The 15,867-nt window shown below is 71.8% G+C and carries 20 protein-coding genes; 14 read left to right on the plus strand and 6 right to left on the minus strand.

Annotated features, from left to right (window positions below; translation table 11 throughout):
- Window positions 1-264 precede the first annotated feature (264 nt).
- Entirely contained in the window at window positions 265-834 is a 570-nt protein-coding gene (locus AC2YHB_RS06475; protein WP_179651409.1) for a hypothetical protein, read from the plus strand.
- Between the two features lie 16 nt (window positions 835-850).
- On the opposite strand, the gene AC2YHB_RS06480 is transcribed toward AC2YHB_RS06475, so the two are convergent.
- Genes AC2YHB_RS06480 through AC2YHB_RS06490 form a run of 3 tightly spaced genes read right to left on the minus strand, consistent with a single transcriptional unit; the run spans window position 851 to window position 3,470 of the window.
- Window positions 851-1,762, minus strand: a complete 912-nt coding sequence (locus AC2YHB_RS06480; RefSeq protein ID WP_308645684.1) for a COX15/CtaA family protein — start codon at window positions 1,760-1,762, stop codon at window positions 851-853.
- A 2-nt stretch (window positions 1,763-1,764) separates the two neighbouring features.
- Window positions 1,765-2,535, minus strand: a complete 771-nt coding sequence (locus AC2YHB_RS06485) for an ABC transporter permease (RefSeq protein WP_179651405.1) — start codon at window positions 2,533-2,535, stop codon at window positions 1,765-1,767.
- Window positions 2,532-3,470, minus strand: a complete 939-nt coding sequence (locus AC2YHB_RS06490) for an ABC transporter ATP-binding protein (RefSeq protein WP_308645683.1) — start codon at window positions 3,468-3,470, stop codon at window positions 2,532-2,534. The genes AC2YHB_RS06485 and AC2YHB_RS06490 overlap by 4 nt, the downstream gene beginning before the upstream one ends.
- 43 nt (window positions 3,471-3,513) lie before the next feature.
- Between AC2YHB_RS06490 and AC2YHB_RS06495 the strand changes: the two genes are divergently transcribed.
- The 10 genes from AC2YHB_RS06495 to AC2YHB_RS06540 all read left to right on the plus strand — a co-directional run bounded on the left by AC2YHB_RS06495 (window position 3,514) and on the right by AC2YHB_RS06540 (window position 10,880).
- Window positions 3,514-3,879: a hypothetical protein gene (locus AC2YHB_RS06495; protein WP_179651403.1), complete on the plus strand. Its 366-nt coding sequence runs from the start codon at window positions 3,514-3,516 to the stop codon at window positions 3,877-3,879.
- Entirely contained in the window at window positions 3,872-4,264 is a 393-nt protein-coding gene (locus AC2YHB_RS06500; protein ID WP_179651401.1) for a hypothetical protein, read from the plus strand. Before AC2YHB_RS06495 ends, AC2YHB_RS06500 begins: the two co-directional genes overlap by 8 nt.
- Window positions 4,265-4,326: 62 nt before the next feature.
- The gene (locus tag AC2YHB_RS06505) at window positions 4,327-4,995 is read left to right on the plus strand and encodes a helix-turn-helix transcriptional regulator (RefSeq protein ID WP_179651399.1); all 669 of its coding nucleotides are present in this window, start codon (window positions 4,327-4,329) and stop codon (window positions 4,993-4,995) included.
- Complete coding sequence (gene sufB / locus AC2YHB_RS06510) at window positions 4,992-6,410, plus strand: Fe-S cluster assembly protein SufB (RefSeq protein ID WP_036545902.1); 1,419 nt, start codon at window positions 4,992-4,994, stop codon at window positions 6,408-6,410. Before AC2YHB_RS06505 ends, sufB begins: the two co-directional genes overlap by 4 nt.
- Window positions 6,407-7,576: a Fe-S cluster assembly protein SufD gene (gene sufD / locus AC2YHB_RS06515; RefSeq protein WP_179651397.1), complete on the plus strand. Its 1,170-nt coding sequence runs from the start codon at window positions 6,407-6,409 to the stop codon at window positions 7,574-7,576. The genes sufB and sufD overlap by 4 nt, the downstream gene beginning before the upstream one ends.
- A complete protein-coding gene (locus AC2YHB_RS06520; protein WP_179651395.1) occupies window positions 7,573-7,908 on the plus strand; it encodes a non-heme iron oxygenase ferredoxin subunit in 336 nt (111 codons plus the stop codon). Before sufD ends, AC2YHB_RS06520 begins: the two co-directional genes overlap by 4 nt.
- Window positions 7,905-8,666 (plus strand): Fe-S cluster assembly ATPase SufC, encoded by a 762-nt coding sequence (sufC, locus tag AC2YHB_RS06525; RefSeq protein WP_179651393.1) that lies wholly within the window; start codon window positions 7,905-7,907, stop codon window positions 8,664-8,666. The genes AC2YHB_RS06520 and sufC overlap by 4 nt, the downstream gene beginning before the upstream one ends.
- A 2-nt stretch (window positions 8,667-8,668) precedes the next feature.
- Window positions 8,669-9,940 (plus strand): cysteine desulfurase, encoded by a 1,272-nt coding sequence (locus AC2YHB_RS06530; protein WP_179651391.1) that lies wholly within the window; start codon window positions 8,669-8,671, stop codon window positions 9,938-9,940.
- A gap of 2 nt (window positions 9,941-9,942) precedes the next feature.
- On the plus strand, window positions 9,943-10,422 hold the full coding sequence (gene sufU, locus AC2YHB_RS06535) for a Fe-S cluster assembly sulfur transfer protein SufU (RefSeq protein ID WP_036545892.1): 480 nt from the start codon (window positions 9,943-9,945) through the stop codon (window positions 10,420-10,422).
- Between the two features lie 167 nt (window positions 10,423-10,589).
- Complete coding sequence (locus tag AC2YHB_RS06540; RefSeq protein WP_277987709.1) at window positions 10,590-10,880, plus strand: metal-sulfur cluster assembly factor; 291 nt, start codon at window positions 10,590-10,592, stop codon at window positions 10,878-10,880.
- 171 nt (window positions 10,881-11,051) lie between these two features.
- Here AC2YHB_RS06540 and AC2YHB_RS06545 read toward each other — a convergent pair whose 3' ends face one another.
- Window positions 11,052-11,591, minus strand: a complete 540-nt coding sequence (locus AC2YHB_RS06545; protein ID WP_487353674.1) for a hypothetical protein — start codon at window positions 11,589-11,591, stop codon at window positions 11,052-11,054.
- Between the two features lie 78 nt (window positions 11,592-11,669).
- The gene (locus AC2YHB_RS06550; RefSeq protein WP_487353675.1) at window positions 11,670-12,167 is read right to left on the minus strand and encodes an SRPBCC family protein; all 498 of its coding nucleotides are present in this window, start codon (window positions 12,165-12,167) and stop codon (window positions 11,670-11,672) included.
- Window positions 12,168-12,219: 52 nt separating this feature from the next.
- Here AC2YHB_RS06550 and AC2YHB_RS06555 point away from each other — a divergent pair, with 52 nt between their 5' ends.
- Window positions 12,220-12,855, plus strand: a complete 636-nt coding sequence (locus AC2YHB_RS06555) for an acVLRF1 family peptidyl-tRNA hydrolase (RefSeq protein WP_179651385.1) — start codon at window positions 12,220-12,222, stop codon at window positions 12,853-12,855.
- Here AC2YHB_RS06555 and AC2YHB_RS06560 read toward each other — a convergent pair.
- Window positions 12,836-13,291: a GNAT family N-acetyltransferase gene (locus AC2YHB_RS06560; protein ID WP_308645682.1), complete on the minus strand. Its 456-nt coding sequence runs from the start codon at window positions 13,289-13,291 to the stop codon at window positions 12,836-12,838. The two genes, AC2YHB_RS06555 and AC2YHB_RS06560, sit on opposite strands and share 20 nt — an antisense overlap.
- Before the next feature lie 105 nt (window positions 13,292-13,396).
- Between AC2YHB_RS06560 and AC2YHB_RS06565 the strand changes: the two genes are divergently transcribed.
- Together AC2YHB_RS06565 and AC2YHB_RS06570 are read left to right on the plus strand one after the other, a co-directional pair.
- Window positions 13,397-14,311, plus strand: a complete 915-nt coding sequence (locus AC2YHB_RS06565) for an ABC transporter ATP-binding protein (protein ID WP_308645681.1) — start codon at window positions 13,397-13,399, stop codon at window positions 14,309-14,311.
- Window positions 14,308-15,867, plus strand: a complete 1,560-nt coding sequence (locus AC2YHB_RS06570; RefSeq protein WP_487353676.1) for an ABC transporter permease — start codon at window positions 14,308-14,310, stop codon at window positions 15,865-15,867. Before AC2YHB_RS06565 ends, AC2YHB_RS06570 begins: the two co-directional genes overlap by 4 nt.

The following is a 15,867-nucleotide window of genomic DNA, read 5'->3' on the forward strand; positions in this document are numbered from 1 at the left end:
CAAAGGTCGGGTCCGGGGATGACCTCCGGGCCGCTCGGGCCGCCGGGTGGTTCGTGACCGAAAGGCCCTCGCGTGTCCGGACAGCTGCCGCCGCCCCCTTCCTTCCCGCCCCAGGGTCCGCCGCCCCAGGGCCCGCCGCCCCAGGGCCCGCCGTCCCAGGGCCCGCCGCCCCAGGGCCCGCCGCCCTGCTGGGGGCCACCCCCGGGCCAACGGCCGCCCGGTGGCAACCGAGGGCTGCTGATCGGGGGTGCGATCGCCGCCGCGGTGGTGCTGGTGCTGGTCGTCGTCGGCGTGGCGATCGCGGTGTCGAGCGGCGACGACGACCCGGTGGCCGAGGACCGCGAGTCGGACACCACGGAGCAGACGGGCTCGACCGACGGACCGACCGACGCCCTGACCGACGCGGTGACGGAGCCCCCGACCGAGCCCTCGACGGAGGAGGCGTCCACCGAGCCCACCGCGGAGCTCGCCTTCACCTTCCCGGACCACTTCCGTGGCGTCCCGATCGAGGAGGCGGAGTCACAGCGCCAGGCGAAGCGGTCCGAGTACCGCTCCCAGGCGCTCTACCCCCGCGAGGGCGCCGACCTGATGCTGTTCCAGTGGTTCCCGGACGACGACCTGGACGACTGGACGACCTACCAGGCCACCGACGGCCAGTACCCCGTCACACCGGTCGGCGAGGGCAAGTGCTACCCCGGCACGGTCTCCGGTGACTACTGCGGCATCGAGGTGGCCGGCGGCGTGCTCACCCTCGTCGGCAACCACGAGAACGGCATCGAGGGCAACGAGGCGATCATCGAGGCCCTCCAGGAGATGGCGGCGCTGGTCGAGTGAGCTCGGCTCCTGCCGGTCAGGAGCTGCGTGACCAGCCGCGCGTCCGCGACGCCAGGAGCACCCAGGTGATGCCGGCGGACGTGATGCCGGCGCCGAGCATGTGGACGCCGACGAGCAGCTCCGGGAGGTCGGTGAAGTACTGCCAGAAGCCGATCGCGCCCTGCGAGAGCTCGATGAGCAGGAGCAGGCGAGCGGCGCGGTAGAGGGTCAGCAGGCCGAGCCGGCGCGCGCGCCACAGCGTGACGAGCGTCAGGGCGACGAGCACGTAGACCGCCCACGCGTGGACGTGCGACATCACCTGCGGGTCGAGTCCGGTCCGCTTCGACTCGAGGTCGCCCGAGTGCGGCCCGGATCCGGTGACGACGGTGCCGAGGTAGAGGACGACCCATCCGACGGCGAAGAGCGCGGCCGTGAGGCGGCGTACCGGCAGCGGCGCGGAGGACCGGGTGGGGCCGGTCAGGTGGTCGAGGAGCAGCACGCACACCCCGACGAGGGCCATCGACAGCAGCAGGTGGATCGACACGATCCACGGGTTGAGGTCCGTCAGGACGGTGACGCCGCCGACGAGGGCCTGCGCCGGGATGCCGAGCGCGACGATCGTCGTCAGCCGTACGGCGAGGGGGTGCTCCGCCGCGCGCTCGCGGGCCGCGACCCAGCAGGCCACCGCGATCACGACGAGCACGTAGGTCAGCATCCGGTTGCCGAACTCGATCGCGCCGTGGACGCCGAGGGCACCGTGGGGGAGGTACGACTCGTCGGTGCACTTCGGCCAGGTCGGGCAGCCGAGGCCGGAGTCGGTCAGCCGCACGGCGCCGCCGGTCACGGCGATCGCGATGTTGGCGACGAGGTTCGCCCACGCGAGCGGCACCAGCCGGTCGCCGAGGGCCTGCCGGAGCGTCGCGAGGCGGCCGGTGGTCGAGGTGGTCACGTTCACTCCCACTGGAAGGTGCGGGCGGTCAGGGCGGAGCCGACGACGGTCCAGGCGAGCAGCACCAGCAGGTCCCGTACGGCGACGGCGCCGTCGCAGGCGGACCGCATCGCCTCGCCCAGGGCGCCGGAGGGCAGCCACTGCACGAGGTCGCCGAGGCCGCCGTACGTGCTGGCGGGCAGGATGACCGCGCCACCGGCGAGGAGCAGCAGGTAGACGAGGTTGGCGGCGGCGAGCGTCGCCTCCGCGCGCAGCGTGCCGGCGATCAGCATGCCGAGGGAGGCGAAGGCGGCGGTTCCAGCGAGGGCCGCCAGCACCACCGCGAGCACGCCGGCGACGCCCGACGGGCCGTCCCAGCCGAGTGCGAGCCCGACGCCGCCGATCACCACGAACTGGATGACCTCGACGACGAGCAGTGCGGCGACCTTGCCGCCGAGGAGCGTCGTGCGGGACAGGGGAGCGGTGCCGAGGCGCTTGAGCACGCCGTAGCGGCGCTCGAAGCCGGTGGCGATCGCCAGCGAGGTGAAGGCGGTCGACATGACGGCGAGCGCGAGCACGCCGGGGGTGAGGACGTCGACGGGGCGGCCGTCGATGCCGAGGTCGATCCGGTCGGCGTTGCGGACCGCGCCGACCAGTACGACGACCGGGATCACGACCGCCAGCAGCAGCTGCTCGCCGTTGCGCAGCATCAGCCGCGCCTCCATGCCGGCCTGGGTCAGCAGCTGGCGGACCACGGGCGCGCCGCCGGGCGCGGGTGCGAAGGTGCCGCTCATGCGAAGTCCTCCCGACCGGTCAGCTCGAGGAAGACGTCCTCCAGGTTGCGCTGGCCCAGGGACAGCGACTCGGGGAGGACGTCGTGGTCGGCGCACCACGCAGCCACGGTGGCGAGCGTCGTACCGTCGGCAGGGCCGGAGACCTGCAGGCTCAGCGGGTCGAGGACGGTCAGCTCGGTGCTGTCGCCGAGGGCGCGGGCCAGCGCCTGAGGGGCGCCCTCGGGGAAGGGCTGGGTCACGACGAGCCGGATGGTGGCGACGGTGCCGCCGCGGGTCAGCTCGAGCGGCGAGCCGCTCGCGACCAGCCGGCCCTGGTCGAGGATGTGGACCTTGTCGGCGAGCCGCTCGGCCTCCTCGAGGTAGTGCGTGGTGAGCACGACGGTCACGCCGTCGGCGCGCAGCTCCTCCAGCAGCTCCCAGACGCCCCGGCGGATCTGGGGGTCCAGGCCGGCGGTGGGCTCGTCCACGAACACCAGCTCGGGCCGGCCGACCAGGGCCAGGGCGAGGCCGAGGCGCTGCTGCTGGCCACCCGAGAGCCGCCGGTACGGCGTCCGGCCGCACTCGTGCAGGGCGAGGCGCTCCATCAGCAGGTCGGTCGGAAGCGGGTTCGCGTGCAGCTTGGCGAAGTGTCGCAGCATCTCGTCGGCGCGCGCGCCACTCCACCCGCCGCCCGACTGCAGCATCACGCCGATCCGCGGGATCAGCTCGTGCCGCTGGCGCACCGGGTCGAGGCCGAGCACGCGGACGGTGCCGCCCTGCGCGCGGCGGTAGCCCTCGCAGGTCTCGAGCGTCGTGGTCTTCCCGGCGCCGTTGGGGCCGAGGACGGCGGTGATGGTGTGGGACTCGACCTCGAAGGACAGGCCGTCGACCGCCGTACGCTCGCCGTACCGCATCACCAGGCCGTCGACGAGCACAGCAGGACGGGCATCGGGCACCCGGCGAGTGTAGGACCAGGCCTCCCGCTCTACGCTGGCGGCCGTGACTGGTTGGTCCTACGGCGTGATCCTCGCCATCTCGGGCGTGGTCGCGGTGCTGCTGGTGGTCGACCTGGTCCGCGACCGGGCGGCGCAGGACGCGCACTACATCGGCCTCGGCGTGCTGCAGGTGGGCGCGCTCGCCCAGCTGGTCGGCGGGTGCGTCGCGCTGGCGCGGACCGACCGCGACGTCGAGGGCGCCGTCTTCGTCAGCTATCTCGTGACCGTGGCGCTGCTCCCGGTCGTCGGCGCCTTCTTCTCGCTCGCCGAGCGCTCCCGGGTCGGTACGACGATCCTGCTGCTCGCCGTCGCGACGGTCGCCGGGCTCGAGCTGCGCCTGTGGGACATCTGGGGAGGCACCGGTGGCTGAGCTCTCCAGCGGCTGGGGCCGCGCCCTGGTCTTCGTCTACGGCGTCTTCGCGGTCGCCGCGACCGGCCGGTCGGCGGTGCAGCTCGGCGAGGACGCCGGCAAGCTGCCGTACTGGCTCTCCCTGCTCGCCGCCGTGCTCTACCTGGTCGCCACCACGTGCCTGCTCGTGGGCGGCCGGACCGGCTGGGCGGTGGCCCGGGTCGCGGTCTCCGTCGAGCTGGTCGGCGTGCTCGCGGTGGGTGCCTGGAGCTACCTCGACACCGACCTGTTCCACGACAAGACGGTGTGGTCGCACTTCGGCCAGGGCTACGGCTTCCTGCCGCTCGTACTGCCCTTCGCCGGGCTGGCGTGGCTGCACCACACGAGGCCGGCCGCCGACTCCTGAGCCGGTAAGGGTCACCTTGCTTGAACGGGCCGGGGCATTATCGGCACACTTGTGTTGTGGAAATGCCGACCGAGAGCGACCAGCCGACGCGCCAGCGCGTCGCGCAGTCGATCCTGGTCAACGGCCCGTCCACCGCGGCGGCGCTCGCGGAGCGCCTCCGGCTCACCCCGGCCGCCGTCCGCCGCCACCTCGACCAGCTCCTCGCTGACGGGGCGGTCGAGCAGCGGGACCCGCGGCCGGTCGGCTCGCGCGGTCGTGGTCGCCCGGCCAAGGTGTTCGCCCTGACCGAGCACGGACGCGACCTCTTCGACCAGCAGTACGACGACCTCGCCACCGAGGCCCTGCGCTTCCTGGCCGAGACGGGCGGAGCCGAGGCGGTGAAGGCGTTCGCCGACCGGCGCGCCACCTTCATCGAGCGGCGCTTCCCCGAGGTCCAGGCCGCCCACCCGGAAGCCTCGCCGGCGCAGGTGCTGGCGATGGTCTTCTCCGACGAGGGCTACGCCGCCGCCGTCCGTGAATTGCCCGTCGTGGGGGAGCAGCTGTGCCAGCAGCACTGCCCGGTCTCCCACGTCGCCCACGAGTTCCCCCAGCTGTGCGAGGCCGAGACCGAGGCGATCAGCCGGGTCCTCGGCACCCACGTCCAGCGCCTGGCCACCATCGCCCACGGTGACGGGGTGTGCACCACGTGCATCCCCGACGCAGGCATCAACAAGAAGGAGCAGGTCTCATGACCTCGATCGAAGAGCTGAACCCCGAGCTCAAGGGAATCGGTCGCTACGACTTCGGCTGGTCCGACAAGAACGACGTCGGCGCCAACGCCAAGCGTGGCCTCAACGAGGACGTCGTCCGCGACATCTCCTCGAAGAAGAGCGAGCCGGGCTGGATGCTCGACCTGCGCCTGAAGGGCCTCAAGCTCTTCGACCGCAAGCCGATGCCGACCTGGGGCTCCGACCTCAGCGCGATCGACTTCGACAACATCAAGTACTTCGTGCGGTCCACGGAGAAGCAGGCCCAGAGCTGGGAGGACCTGCCCGAGGACATCAAGAACACCTACGACAAGCTCGGCATCCCGGAGGCGGAGAAGCAGCGCCTCGTCGCCGGTGTCGCCGCGCAGTACGAGTCGGAGGTCGTCTACCACCAGATCCGCGAGGACCTGGAGGAGCAGGGCGTCATCTTCCTCGACACCGACACCGCGCTGAAGGAGCACGAGGAGCTCTTCAAGGAGTACTTCGGCACCGTCATCCCGGTCGGCGACAACAAGTTCTCCGCGCTCAACACCTCGGTGTGGTCCGGCGGCTCGTTCATCTACGTCCCGAAGGGTGTCCACGTCGACATCCCGCTGCAGGCCTACTTCCGGATCAACACCGAGAACATGGGCCAGTTCGAGCGGACGCTGATCATCGTCGACGAGGACGCCTACGTGCACTACGTCGAGGGCTGCACCGCGCCGATCTACTCGTCCGACTCGCTGCACTCCGCGGTCGTCGAGATCATCGTGAAGAAGGGCGGCCGCTGCCGCTACACGACCATCCAGAACTGGTCGAACAACGTCTACAACCTCGTCACCAAGCGCGCGGTCTGCGAGGCCGGCGCGACGATGGAGTGGGTCGACGGCAACATCGGCTCCAAGGTCACGATGAAGTACCCCGCCGTCTACCTCATGGGCGAGCACGCAAAGGGCGAGACCCTGTCGATCGCGTTCGCGGGCGAGGGCCAGCACCAGGACGCGGGCGCCAAGATGGTGCACGCGGCCCCGCACACCTCGTCCAGCATCCTGAGCAAGTCGGTGGCGCGCGGCGGTGGCCGTACGTCGTACCGCGGCCTGATCCAGGTCAACGAGGGCGCCTACGGCTCGAAGTCCAACGTGCTGTGCGACGCGCTGCTGGTCGACCAGATCAGCCGCTCGGACACCTACCCCTACGTCGACATCCGCGAGGACGACGTGTCGATGGGCCACGAGGCGTCGGTCTCGAAGGTCTCCGACGACCAGCTGTTCTACCTCATGTCGCGTGGCATGGAGCAGGACGAGGCGATGGCGATGATCGTGCGCGGCTTCGTGGAGCCGATCGCGAAGGAGCTCCCGATGGAGTACGCCCTCGAGCTGAACCGACTGATCGAACTGCAGATGGAGGGTGCTGTCGGATGACGGCGGAAGTGCTGGAGAACGCGCTCGAGAAGGTCGAGTCGCACCTCCACCCCGAAGGTTCCTTCGACGTCGACGCCCACGAGGTGCCGACCGGTCGCGAGGAGATCTGGCGGTTCACCCCGCTCAAGCGGCTGCGCGACGTCCACAAGGACGCGGCGCTGGACGGCTCGTCGTTCAAGGTCGAGGCCGACCTCGCCGACGGCGTCACCGCGCAGAGCGTCGCGGCCGCCGACTCCCGCCGCGGGACGTCGGGCTTCATCCCGCTCGACCGGATCTCCGCGCGCGCCTGGGAGGCCGCGACCTCGGTCTACGAGGTCGACATCCCCGAGGACGCCGTCGTCGAGGGTGCCTCGACGATCCGGCTGACCGGCACGGGCACCGACCACGCGACCGCCGCCCACCTGCTGGTGCGCGCCGGCCGGTTCAGCAAGGCGACCGTGGTCGTCGTCTACTCCGGCTCCGCGACCTGGGCCGAGAACATCGAGGTCGTCGTCGAGGACGGCGCCGACCTGACGTTCGTGACGGTCCAGGACTGGGACGACGACGCCGTCCACGTCGTCAGCCAGCGGGCCCGGATCGGCCGCGACGCCGCGCTCAAGCACGTCGCCGTCACCTTCGGTGGCGACGTCGTCCGCAGCGACAGCACGGCCGACTACGCCGGTCCCGGCGGGTCCTACGAGGGCCTCGGCCTCTATTTCGCCGACGCCGGCCAGCACATCGAGCACCGGCTGTTCGTCGACCACACGGCGCCGCGCACGAAGTCGCACGTCGTCTACAAGGGCGCGCTCCAGGGCGAGAAGGCGCACACCGTGTGGATCGGCAACGTGCTGATCCGCAAGGTCGCCGAGGGCATCGAGACCTACGAGGAGAATCGCAACCTGGTCCTCTCCGACGGCTGCCAGGCCGACTCGGTCCCCAACCTCGAGATCGAGACCGGCGAGATCGAGGGCGCGGGCCACGCGTCGGCGACCGCCCGCTTCGACGACGAGCAGCTCTTCTACCTCCGCTCGCGCGGTGTCTCCGAGAAGGAGGCGCAGCGCCTGGTCGTGCACGGCTTCTTCAACGACGTGATCCGCAAGATCGACGTCCCGGAGATCGAGGAGAAGCTCCTCACCACCGTCGAGGCCGAGCTCGCGAAGAACGTCCTGCGCGAGGCCGCGCTGTGACGTTCGAACGAGTCGCAGCGCTCGCCGACGTACCGGACGACGAGGCCCTCGCGGTCACCGTCGACCGGTACGACGTCGCGATCGCCCGCGACGGCGACGAGGTCTTCGCCCTGCAGGACCTCTGCTCGCACGCTGCCGTGCAGCTGAGCGAGGGCGAGGTCGCCGACTGCACCGTCGAGTGCTGGCTGCACGGGTCGACCTTCGACCTGCGCACCGGCAAGCCCACCAGCCTCCCGGCGACCGAACCGGTCGCCACCTTCCCTGTCGAAGTGCGTGACGGCGAGATCTACGTCGACGTCACCACGACCCTGAATGGAGTCACCCCCGCATGAGCACCCTCGAGATCAAGAACCTGCAGGTGTCGGTCGACACCGAGGACGGCGCCAAGGAGATCCTCAAGGGCGTCACGCTGACCATCAAGGACGGCGAGACCCACGCGATCATGGGCCCCAACGGCTCGGGCAAGTCGACCACGGCGTACTCCATCGCGGGGCACCCGAAGTACACCGTCACCGGTGGCGAGGTCCTCCTCGACGGCGAGAACGTGCTCGAGATGAGCGTCGACGAGCGCGCCCGCGCCGGCCTGTTCCTCGCGATGCAGTACCCCGTCGAGGTCCCCGGCGTCTCGATGTCGAACTTCCTGCGCACCGCCAAGACCGCCCTCGACGGCGAGGCGCCCAAGCTGCGCACCTGGGTCAAGGACGTCAACGGCGCCCTGGACCGGATGAAGCTCGACACCCAGTTCTCCAGCCGCTCGGTCAACGAGGGCTTCTCCGGCGGTGAGAAGAAGCGCGCCGAGATCGCCCAGCTCGACCTGCTCGACCCGAAGTTCGCGATCCTCGACGAGATCGACTCCGGCCTCGACATCGACGCGCTCAAGGTCGTCTCGGACGGCATCAACGGCTACGCCGCGCGCGAGGGCAAGGGCCTGCTGCTGATCACGCACTACACCCGCATCCTGCGCTACGTGAAGCCCGACGTGGTCCACGTGTTCGTCGACGGCCGGATCGCCGAGTCCGGCGGTCCCGAGCTGGCCGACGAGCTCGAGGCCAGCGGCTACGAGCGGTTCACCACCGGCGCGGCGGTCTGACCATGTCCCTCGAAGGCCTGCTCCCCGAGCTGGCGGTCATCCGCAAGGACTTCCCGATCCTCGAGCGCACGCTCGCGGGCGGGTTGCCCCTGGTCTACCTCGACAGCGCGAACACCTCGCAGAAGCCGCAGGTGGTGATCGACACGATGGTCGACCACCTCGAGCGGCACAACGCGAACATCGCGCGGGCGATGCACCAGCTCGGCGCGGAGTCGACCGAGGCCTTCGAGGCGGCCCGCGACCGGGTGGCGGCCTTCATCGGCGCCCCCGACCGCGACGAGGTGATCTTCACCAAGAACGCCTCCGAGGCGCTCAACCTGGTCGCGAACACGCTGGCCTGGGCCGGCGAGCGGCAGGTGGGTCCGGGTGACGAGGTCGTCATCACCGAGATGGAGCACCACTCCAACATCGTTCCGTGGCAGCTGCTCACGCAGCGCACCGGCGCGACGCTGCGGTGGTTCGGCCTCACCGACGACGGTCGTCTCGACCTGTCGACGATCGACGAGATGATCAACGAGCGCACCAAGGTCGTCTCGCTGACCTGGGTGTCCAACATGCTCGGCACGATCAACCCGATCGCCGAGATCACCCGCAAGGCGCACGCTGTCGGCGCGATCGTCGTCGTCGACGCGTCGCAGGCCGCGCCGCAGCTGCCGATCGACATCGCGGCCATGCCCGCTGACGAGCGACCGGACCTGGTCGCCTTCACCGGACACAAGGTCGTCGGACCGACCGGTATCGGCGTGCTCTGGGGCGCCCGCGCCGTCCTCGACCAGCTGCCACCGTTCCTCGGCGGTGGCGAGATGATCGAGACGGTCCGGATGGAGGCGTCGACGTACGCCGGCATCCCGCACAAGTTCGAGGCCGGCACTCCGCCGATCGTCGAGGCGATCGGCCTCGGCGCCGCGGTCGACTACCTCGGCCACATCGGCATGGAGGCGATCCACCGCCACGAGCAGGCCATCACCGGCTACGCGCTGGAGGGCCTGCAGTCGGTCAAGGGCCTCACGGTCCTCGGACCGCTCGACGCGGCCTCCCGCGGTGGTGCGATCTCGTTCGAGCTCGACGGCGTGCACCCGCACGACATCGCGCAGGTGCTCGACAGCCGCGGCGTCGCCGTGCGGGCCGGCCACCACTGCGCGAAGCCCGCCCACGCGCGCTTCGGCGTGCAGAGCTCGACGCGGATGTCGTCGTACCTCTACACCGAGCCGCGGGAGATCGACGCCCTCGTCGAGGCGCTGGAATACACCCGCTCGTACTTCAAGTTGGACTGACGATGACCACCGCACACGGTCAGGACCTGGACGCGCTCTACCAGGAGATCATCCTCGACCACTACAAGAACCCCCACGGCAAGGGCCTGCGCGAGGCCCACGAGGCCGAGGTCCACCACGTCAACCCCACCTGCGGCGACGAGGTGACGCTGCGCGTCCACCTCCACGACGGTGTGGTCGAGGACGTGTCGTACGACGCCGTCGGCTGCTCGATCTCGCAGGCGTCCGCGTCGGTGCTCTACGACCTCGTGGTCGGCAAGAGCGTCGACGAGGCGATGGAGATCCACCAGGAGTTCCTGACCCTGATGCAGGGCAAGGGCACGGTCGAGCCGGACGAGGACGTCCTCGAGGACGGCATCGCCTTCGCCGGCGTGGCGAAGTTCCCCGCGCGCGTGAAGTGCGCGCTGCTGTCGTGGATGGCATGGAAGGACGCGACGGCCCAGGTCGTCGCCAGCGGAGCAGACGGAGACGAGAAGGCATGAGCGAGCACACCCACGACCACTCCCACGACGGGCACTCCCACGACGGGCACGACCACAGCCACCACGGCCACGGTCACGGCCACCACGACGACCTGCCGCACGTGCCCGAGGCCGCCGGCCTCGCCGAGTCGAGCACCAACGCCTCCACGAGCGTCGCCCTCGCGGACATCGAGGAGGCCATGAAGGACGTGGTCGACCCCGAGCTCGGCATCAACGTCGTCGACCTCGGCCTCGTCTACGGCATGCACGTCGACGAGGGCACCAACCTCGTCCTCGACATGACCCTCACGTCCGCGGCCTGCCCGCTGACCGACGTGATCACCGACCAGACCAACAGCGCCCTCGAGGGCCTGGTCAACGACGTCGCGATCAACTGGGTCTGGATGCCGCCGTGGGGCCCCGACAAGATCACGCCCGACGGCCGCGAGCAGCTGCGCGCGCTCGGCTTCAACGTCTGAGCCAGCCGGCCGCGAGGAACGAGCGGTCGGCGTGGGGCGAAGAGGTTGAGGGATCGTCCGGCTGAGCCTGCGAGGCCGGAACCGATCGTCTCGAAACCTGAGGCCAGTCGGCCGCGAGGGACGAGCGGTCGGCGTGGGGCGAAGAGGTTGAGAACCGATCGTCTCGAAACCTCAGGAGCAGCGGCCCGGCCGGCTCCCGTAGCGCCACGAGAAGCTGACCAGCACGTCGCCCTCGGGCCCCTGCCCGAACAGGCGCACCCGGTAGGTGCCGCGGTGGCGCGGCGGTGCGAGGTCGTAGCGCTGCGCCGTGACCCGGGTCGGCACCCGGCGCACCCGGCAGCCGTCGCGGCGCGGGTGCGCGAAGCTGGTCAGCGTCGCGCTCCAGCGCCAGCCGGGACGGCCGAACCAGAACCGGATCGGCCGGCTGCGCGCCACCTTCGGCAGGTCCGCCCGGGACGGCTCGATCCCGTCGCTGCACAGCGCCGAGCCGATCTCGCCCTCGCCCGAGCTCTCCGGCGGAGCCGTCCAGCAGAAGGTGGTCGCCCGGAGCCGCACCATCCTGCTCGGCAGCAGCAGCACGACGGGTGAGGGCGTCGCCGACCACGTGTACGACGGCGTGCCGGTGCTCGCTGTCGCGGACCCACCGTTCGGGAGGGACAGCGCGGCGAGCGCCAGCAGGACCAGCGCGACGACGACGCGACGGGGGAGCATCCCTGGATCGTAGGCTCGACCCGACCCGTGCGTGGGCGGAACGGGGACCGTCGGATCCGAGGACTGCCCGGCCCGGGCTCAGGCGAAGCGCTCGTCGGTGTAGGTCCGGAGGCTCTTCAGGAAGCGCCGGAAGACGGCGTTCATGACCGGCTTGCCCAGCGGCATGCCGAGGCGCGAGGGTCCGCGGACGTCGAGGGCGAGGGTCCAGGTGAGCCGGCAGCCGGTCGGGGTCGCGACGACGTCGTACCGCTCGGCGAAGGCCTTGACGGTGCGCGTGGACGCCTCGTTGAACCGGAAGGACATCATCCTCGGTGGCTCCCACGCGAGGAACTCCTCGTCGCCCACGAGCCCGCCGCGCATGGTGACCGTCCGGCGCGTTCCCGTGCCGCGCGGCTCCGGGGTGGTCCAGACCACCTTCGTGATGACGCTCGCCCAGCGCGGCCAGGCGTCGGCGTCGGCCAGCACCTCGAAGAGCTGCTCCGGCGTGACGGCGAGCTCGACGCTGTTGGCGTAGCGGTGGGGAGCGGTCTCGACGAAGTCGATCCCGACGCGCTCGCAGGGGTGCATCCGGGCCATGGCAGCAGACTAGAACACGTTCTCGTGAACGGACTGCCGGTACCGTCGGCGCGTGCCCGAGGTCCTCGTCCCAGTCGCCCGCTGGCCCCGGTGGCTCGCCAACTTCGAGGCGTCCCACGGACCCGCGACGATCGAGGTCGCTGCCGGCGGTCTGCGGGGGAGCGCTCCCGACGGGTCGCGGTTCGTGGCCCACCTCCCCTTCTCCACCGGGTACGACGGACCGCCCGATCCCGCTGCCTTCGCCGATGCGGTCGCCGCGCCAGCCGGCTGGGGAGTCCTGCTCGTGCGCAAGGGCGGCTTCGCGGCGGCCCGCATCGAGCGGGGCACGGTGGTCGCATCGAAGACGGGCCAGCGCCACGTCCAGGGCCGCACGAAGGCCGGAGGCCAGTCGCAGCAGCGGTTCGCGCGCCGCCGGGCGAACCAGGCGCGCGAGGCGTTCGAGGCAGCGGCCGACCACGCCGTCCGGGTGCTGGAGGGCGTCGAGGTGGTCGTCGCCGGCGGCGACCGGGCCGCGGTCGCCGAGGTGCTGGCCGACCGGAGGCTGGGGTCGGTGCGCGTGGTGGGCCCGTGGTTCGCCGTACCCGATCCGCGGCGGGCGGTGCTGGAGCAGGTCGTCCGGGACGCGGAGTCGCTGGTGGTCGACGTGGAGAACGCCGCCGGTCCGGGTGTCAGAGCTCCAGGGTCATGAACACGCTGTTGGGGTCGGGCGCGTAGCCCTCGAACGGCCCGCACTCGCGGAAGCCTCGGGTGGAGTAGAGGGTCCGGGCCGCGACGAAGTAGTCCTCCGCGCCGGTCTCCAGGCTGATCCGCGCGTGCCCGCGCTCGCGGGCCTCGGCCAGGACGTGGTCCAGCAGCAGGCCGGCCACGCCCCGGCGGCGGGCCGCCGTGGCGGTGCGCATCGACTTGATCTCGGCGTGCTCGCCCGAGATCGCCTTCAGGGCGACGCAGCCGAGCAGGGTGTCGCCGTCCCGCGCGGTCCAGAAGGTGATCGACGGGACCGTCAGCGCGTCGGGGTCGAGGGCGTGCACGCTCTCGGGCGGCGAGGTGGCGTACATGTCGGCGAGGTGCTCCTCGAGGAGCGCCAGCACGTCGGGACGGCGGGGGTCGTCGACCTGGATCTGCACGGGGCCATCCTGCCGCGGGGCGGAGGTCACCACGGCGCCGGGTCCTTCGTCCCCACCCCGTCGGCGCGGGCCCCTGCGGAAGGATTCGAGGTCTAGCCTCGGGACGTGGACGACAGCACGACGCCCGTCATCGAGATCCGCGACCTGGTGAAGACCTTCGGCAGCTTCCGCGCCCTCGACGAGCTGGACCTGTCGGTGGCGCCGGGGGAGGTGCACGGCTTCCTGGGCCCGAACGGGGCCGGGAAGTCCACGACGATCCGGGTGCTGCTCGGCCTCCTGCGCAGGGACTCCGGGGACGTGCGGCTGCTCGGCGGCGACCCGTGGGGCGACGCGGCGTCGCTGCACCGGCGCCTCGCCTACGTGCCCGGCGACGTCAGCCTCTGGCCGAACCTCAGCGGCGGCGAGACGCTCGACCTGCTGATCCGGATGCGCGGCGCCGACCCGCGCACGTCGCGCCGCGACGAGCTGGTCGAGCGGTTCGGGCTCGACCCGACCAAGCGCGGGCGCGCCTACTCCAAGGGCAACCGCCAGAAGGTGGCGCTCGTGGCGGCCTTCGCCACCGACCCGGACCTGTTGATCCTCGACGAGCCCACCTCGGGCCTCGATCCGCTCATGGAGCAGGTGTTCAACGACTGCGTGGCCGAGCAGACCGCCCGCGGCGCCACCGTTCTGCTCTCCAGCCACATCCTCAGCGAGGTCGAGCGCCTGGCCGACCGGGTGACGATCATCCGCGAGGGCCGGGTGGTGGAGACCGGCACCCTGGCCTCGCTGCGGCACCTGCAGCGGACCCGGCTGGTGGCGGGACTCTCCGGCGCCGTACCCGACCTGTCGGGGCGGCCCGGCGTCCACGACGTCACGGTGGACGGCGCCCAGCTCTCCTGCACCGTCGACGCCGACGCGCTGCCCGGCGTCCTTGCCGAGCTCACGGCTGCCGGCATCACCAGCCTGACCAGCAGCCCGCCGAGCCTCGAGGAGCTCTTCCTCGACGCCTACCGCGACCGCGCCGGCGCCGGGCGATGAGCACGACCGCGGGCTGGCGGCTGCTGCTGCGCCTGGCCCTGCGTCGCGACCGCGTTCCTGCCGGGGTCTGGATCGCCGTGCTGGTCATGATGAGCGTCGCCTCGGCCGCCGCGACGCCCAGCCTGTACGCCGACCAGGCCGCCCGGGTCCACGCCGCAGAGGCCCTCAACGCCAGCCCCGCCATCGTCGCGCTCTACGGCCCCGTGCTGGACGTGACGAGCGAGGGTGAGCTCGCCATGACCAAGATGACCGTCCTGTACGCCGTCTTCGTCGCCGTGCTGTTCGTCGTGGTCGTCCGCCGGCACACCCGGGTGGAGGAGGAGAGCGGCCGGACCGAGCTCGTCGGCGGCACGGCCGTCGGACGCAACGCGCCGCTCGCGGCGGTGGCCGTCGAGGCGCTGCTGCTCGCCGTCGCCCTCGGCGCGCTGACTGCGGTCGGCAACACCCTGAGCGGTCTCTCCGCGACGGGCTCGGTGGCGTTCGGAGGGCTCTGGGCCGGCACCGGCCTGGTCGCCGCCGGGATCGGCGCTGTCACCGCGCAGCTCTCCGCCGGCGCGCGCACCTGCGCGGGCTTCGCGGCCGGCGTGATCGGCGTGGCCTTCGTCCTCCGGGCCGCCGGCGACACCGGCCCGCAGTGGCTGAGCTGGCTCTCGCCGCTCGGGTGGAACACCCAGGTCGGCGCGTACGGCGACACCCGCTGGTGGCTGCTCGCGGCGTACCCCGTCCTGGCGCTCGTCCTCGGTGCGGTCGCGGTCGCGCTCCGGGCGCGCCGCGACCTCGGCTCCGGCCTGCTCGCCGCCCGCCCGGGACCGGCGACGGGCTCACCCCGGCTGGCCGACGCCTTCGCGCTGGCGGTCCGCACCAGCGGCACGACGCTCGTGCTGTGGACGCTGGCGGCCGGCGTCATGGGGGTCGTCTTCGGGATGATCGCGCCGGGGATCGGCGACCTGCTGGACTCCGAGACCGCCCAGTCGATCATCGACGAGCTCGGCGGCGAGCTCGTCGCGGCGATCCTGTCGGTGGTCGCCGTCGTGCTGACCTACTTCGCCGCGACCGTCGTCGCGCACACCGCCCGCGACGAGACCGACGGCCGGGCCGAGCTGGTCCTCGCCACCGGCACCAGCCGCGCGCCCTGGTTCGGTGCCTCGCTGCTCCTCGCGCTCGTGGGCACCGCACTGCTCCTCGCGGTCACCGGCCTCGGCCTCTGGATCGGGTACGTCGCCGCCGACGGTCCCGGGATCGGCAACCTGCTCGTGGCGGCCCTCGCGTGGGTGCCGGCCGCGTGGGTGGTCGGGGCGCTCGCCGTCCTCTCCCTCGCCTGGGGAACCCGGTGGGCAGTGCTCGCGTGGGTGTGGCCGGCCGCGTTCATGGTGCTCGCGCTGATGGGCGACCTGCTCCAGCTCCCGGCGTGGGTGACCGACCTGTCGCCGTACGCACACGTGCCGGCGGTGCCCTCCGAACCGTGGAGCTGGGGGAGCGCCACGGCACTGAGCGCGGTCGCCGCGGGACTCCTCGTCGTGGCGTGGTGGCGCTTCCGCGAGCGTGACATCCACTAG

The organism is Nocardioides sp. SRI_004, assembly GCF_057586415.1.

What these genes read in the sequence shown, in the direction of transcription:
- AC2YHB_RS06550 (WP_487353675.1), bottom strand. Translation starts at nt 12,167, where the DNA reads ATGGCCCGGATGCACCCCTGCGAGCGCGTCGGGATCGACTTCGTCGAG.
- sufU (WP_036545892.1), top strand. Translation starts at nt 9,943, where the DNA reads ATGACCACCGCACACGGTCAGGACCTGGACGCGCTCTACCAGGAGATC.
- sufC (WP_179651393.1), top strand. Translation starts at nt 7,905, where the DNA reads ATGAGCACCCTCGAGATCAAGAACCTGCAGGTGTCGGTCGACACCGAG.
- AC2YHB_RS06570 (WP_487353676.1), top strand. Translation starts at nt 14,308, where the DNA reads ATGAGCACGACCGCGGGCTGGCGGCTGCTGCTGCGCCTGGCCCTGCGT.
- sufB (WP_036545902.1), top strand. Translation starts at nt 4,992, where the DNA reads ATGACCTCGATCGAAGAGCTGAACCCCGAGCTCAAGGGAATCGGTCGC.
- AC2YHB_RS06530 (WP_179651391.1), top strand. Translation starts at nt 8,669, where the DNA reads ATGTCCCTCGAAGGCCTGCTCCCCGAGCTGGCGGTCATCCGCAAGGAC.
- sufD (WP_179651397.1), top strand. Translation starts at nt 6,407, where the DNA reads ATGACGGCGGAAGTGCTGGAGAACGCGCTCGAGAAGGTCGAGTCGCAC.
- AC2YHB_RS06545 (WP_487353674.1), bottom strand. Translation starts at nt 11,591, where the DNA reads ATGCTCCCCCGTCGCGTCGTCGTCGCGCTGGTCCTGCTGGCGCTCGCC.
- AC2YHB_RS06505 (WP_179651399.1), top strand. Translation starts at nt 4,327, where the DNA reads ATGCCGACCGAGAGCGACCAGCCGACGCGCCAGCGCGTCGCGCAGTCG.
- AC2YHB_RS06485 (WP_179651405.1), bottom strand. Translation starts at nt 2,535, where the DNA reads ATGAGCGGCACCTTCGCACCCGCGCCCGGCGGCGCGCCCGTGGTCCGC.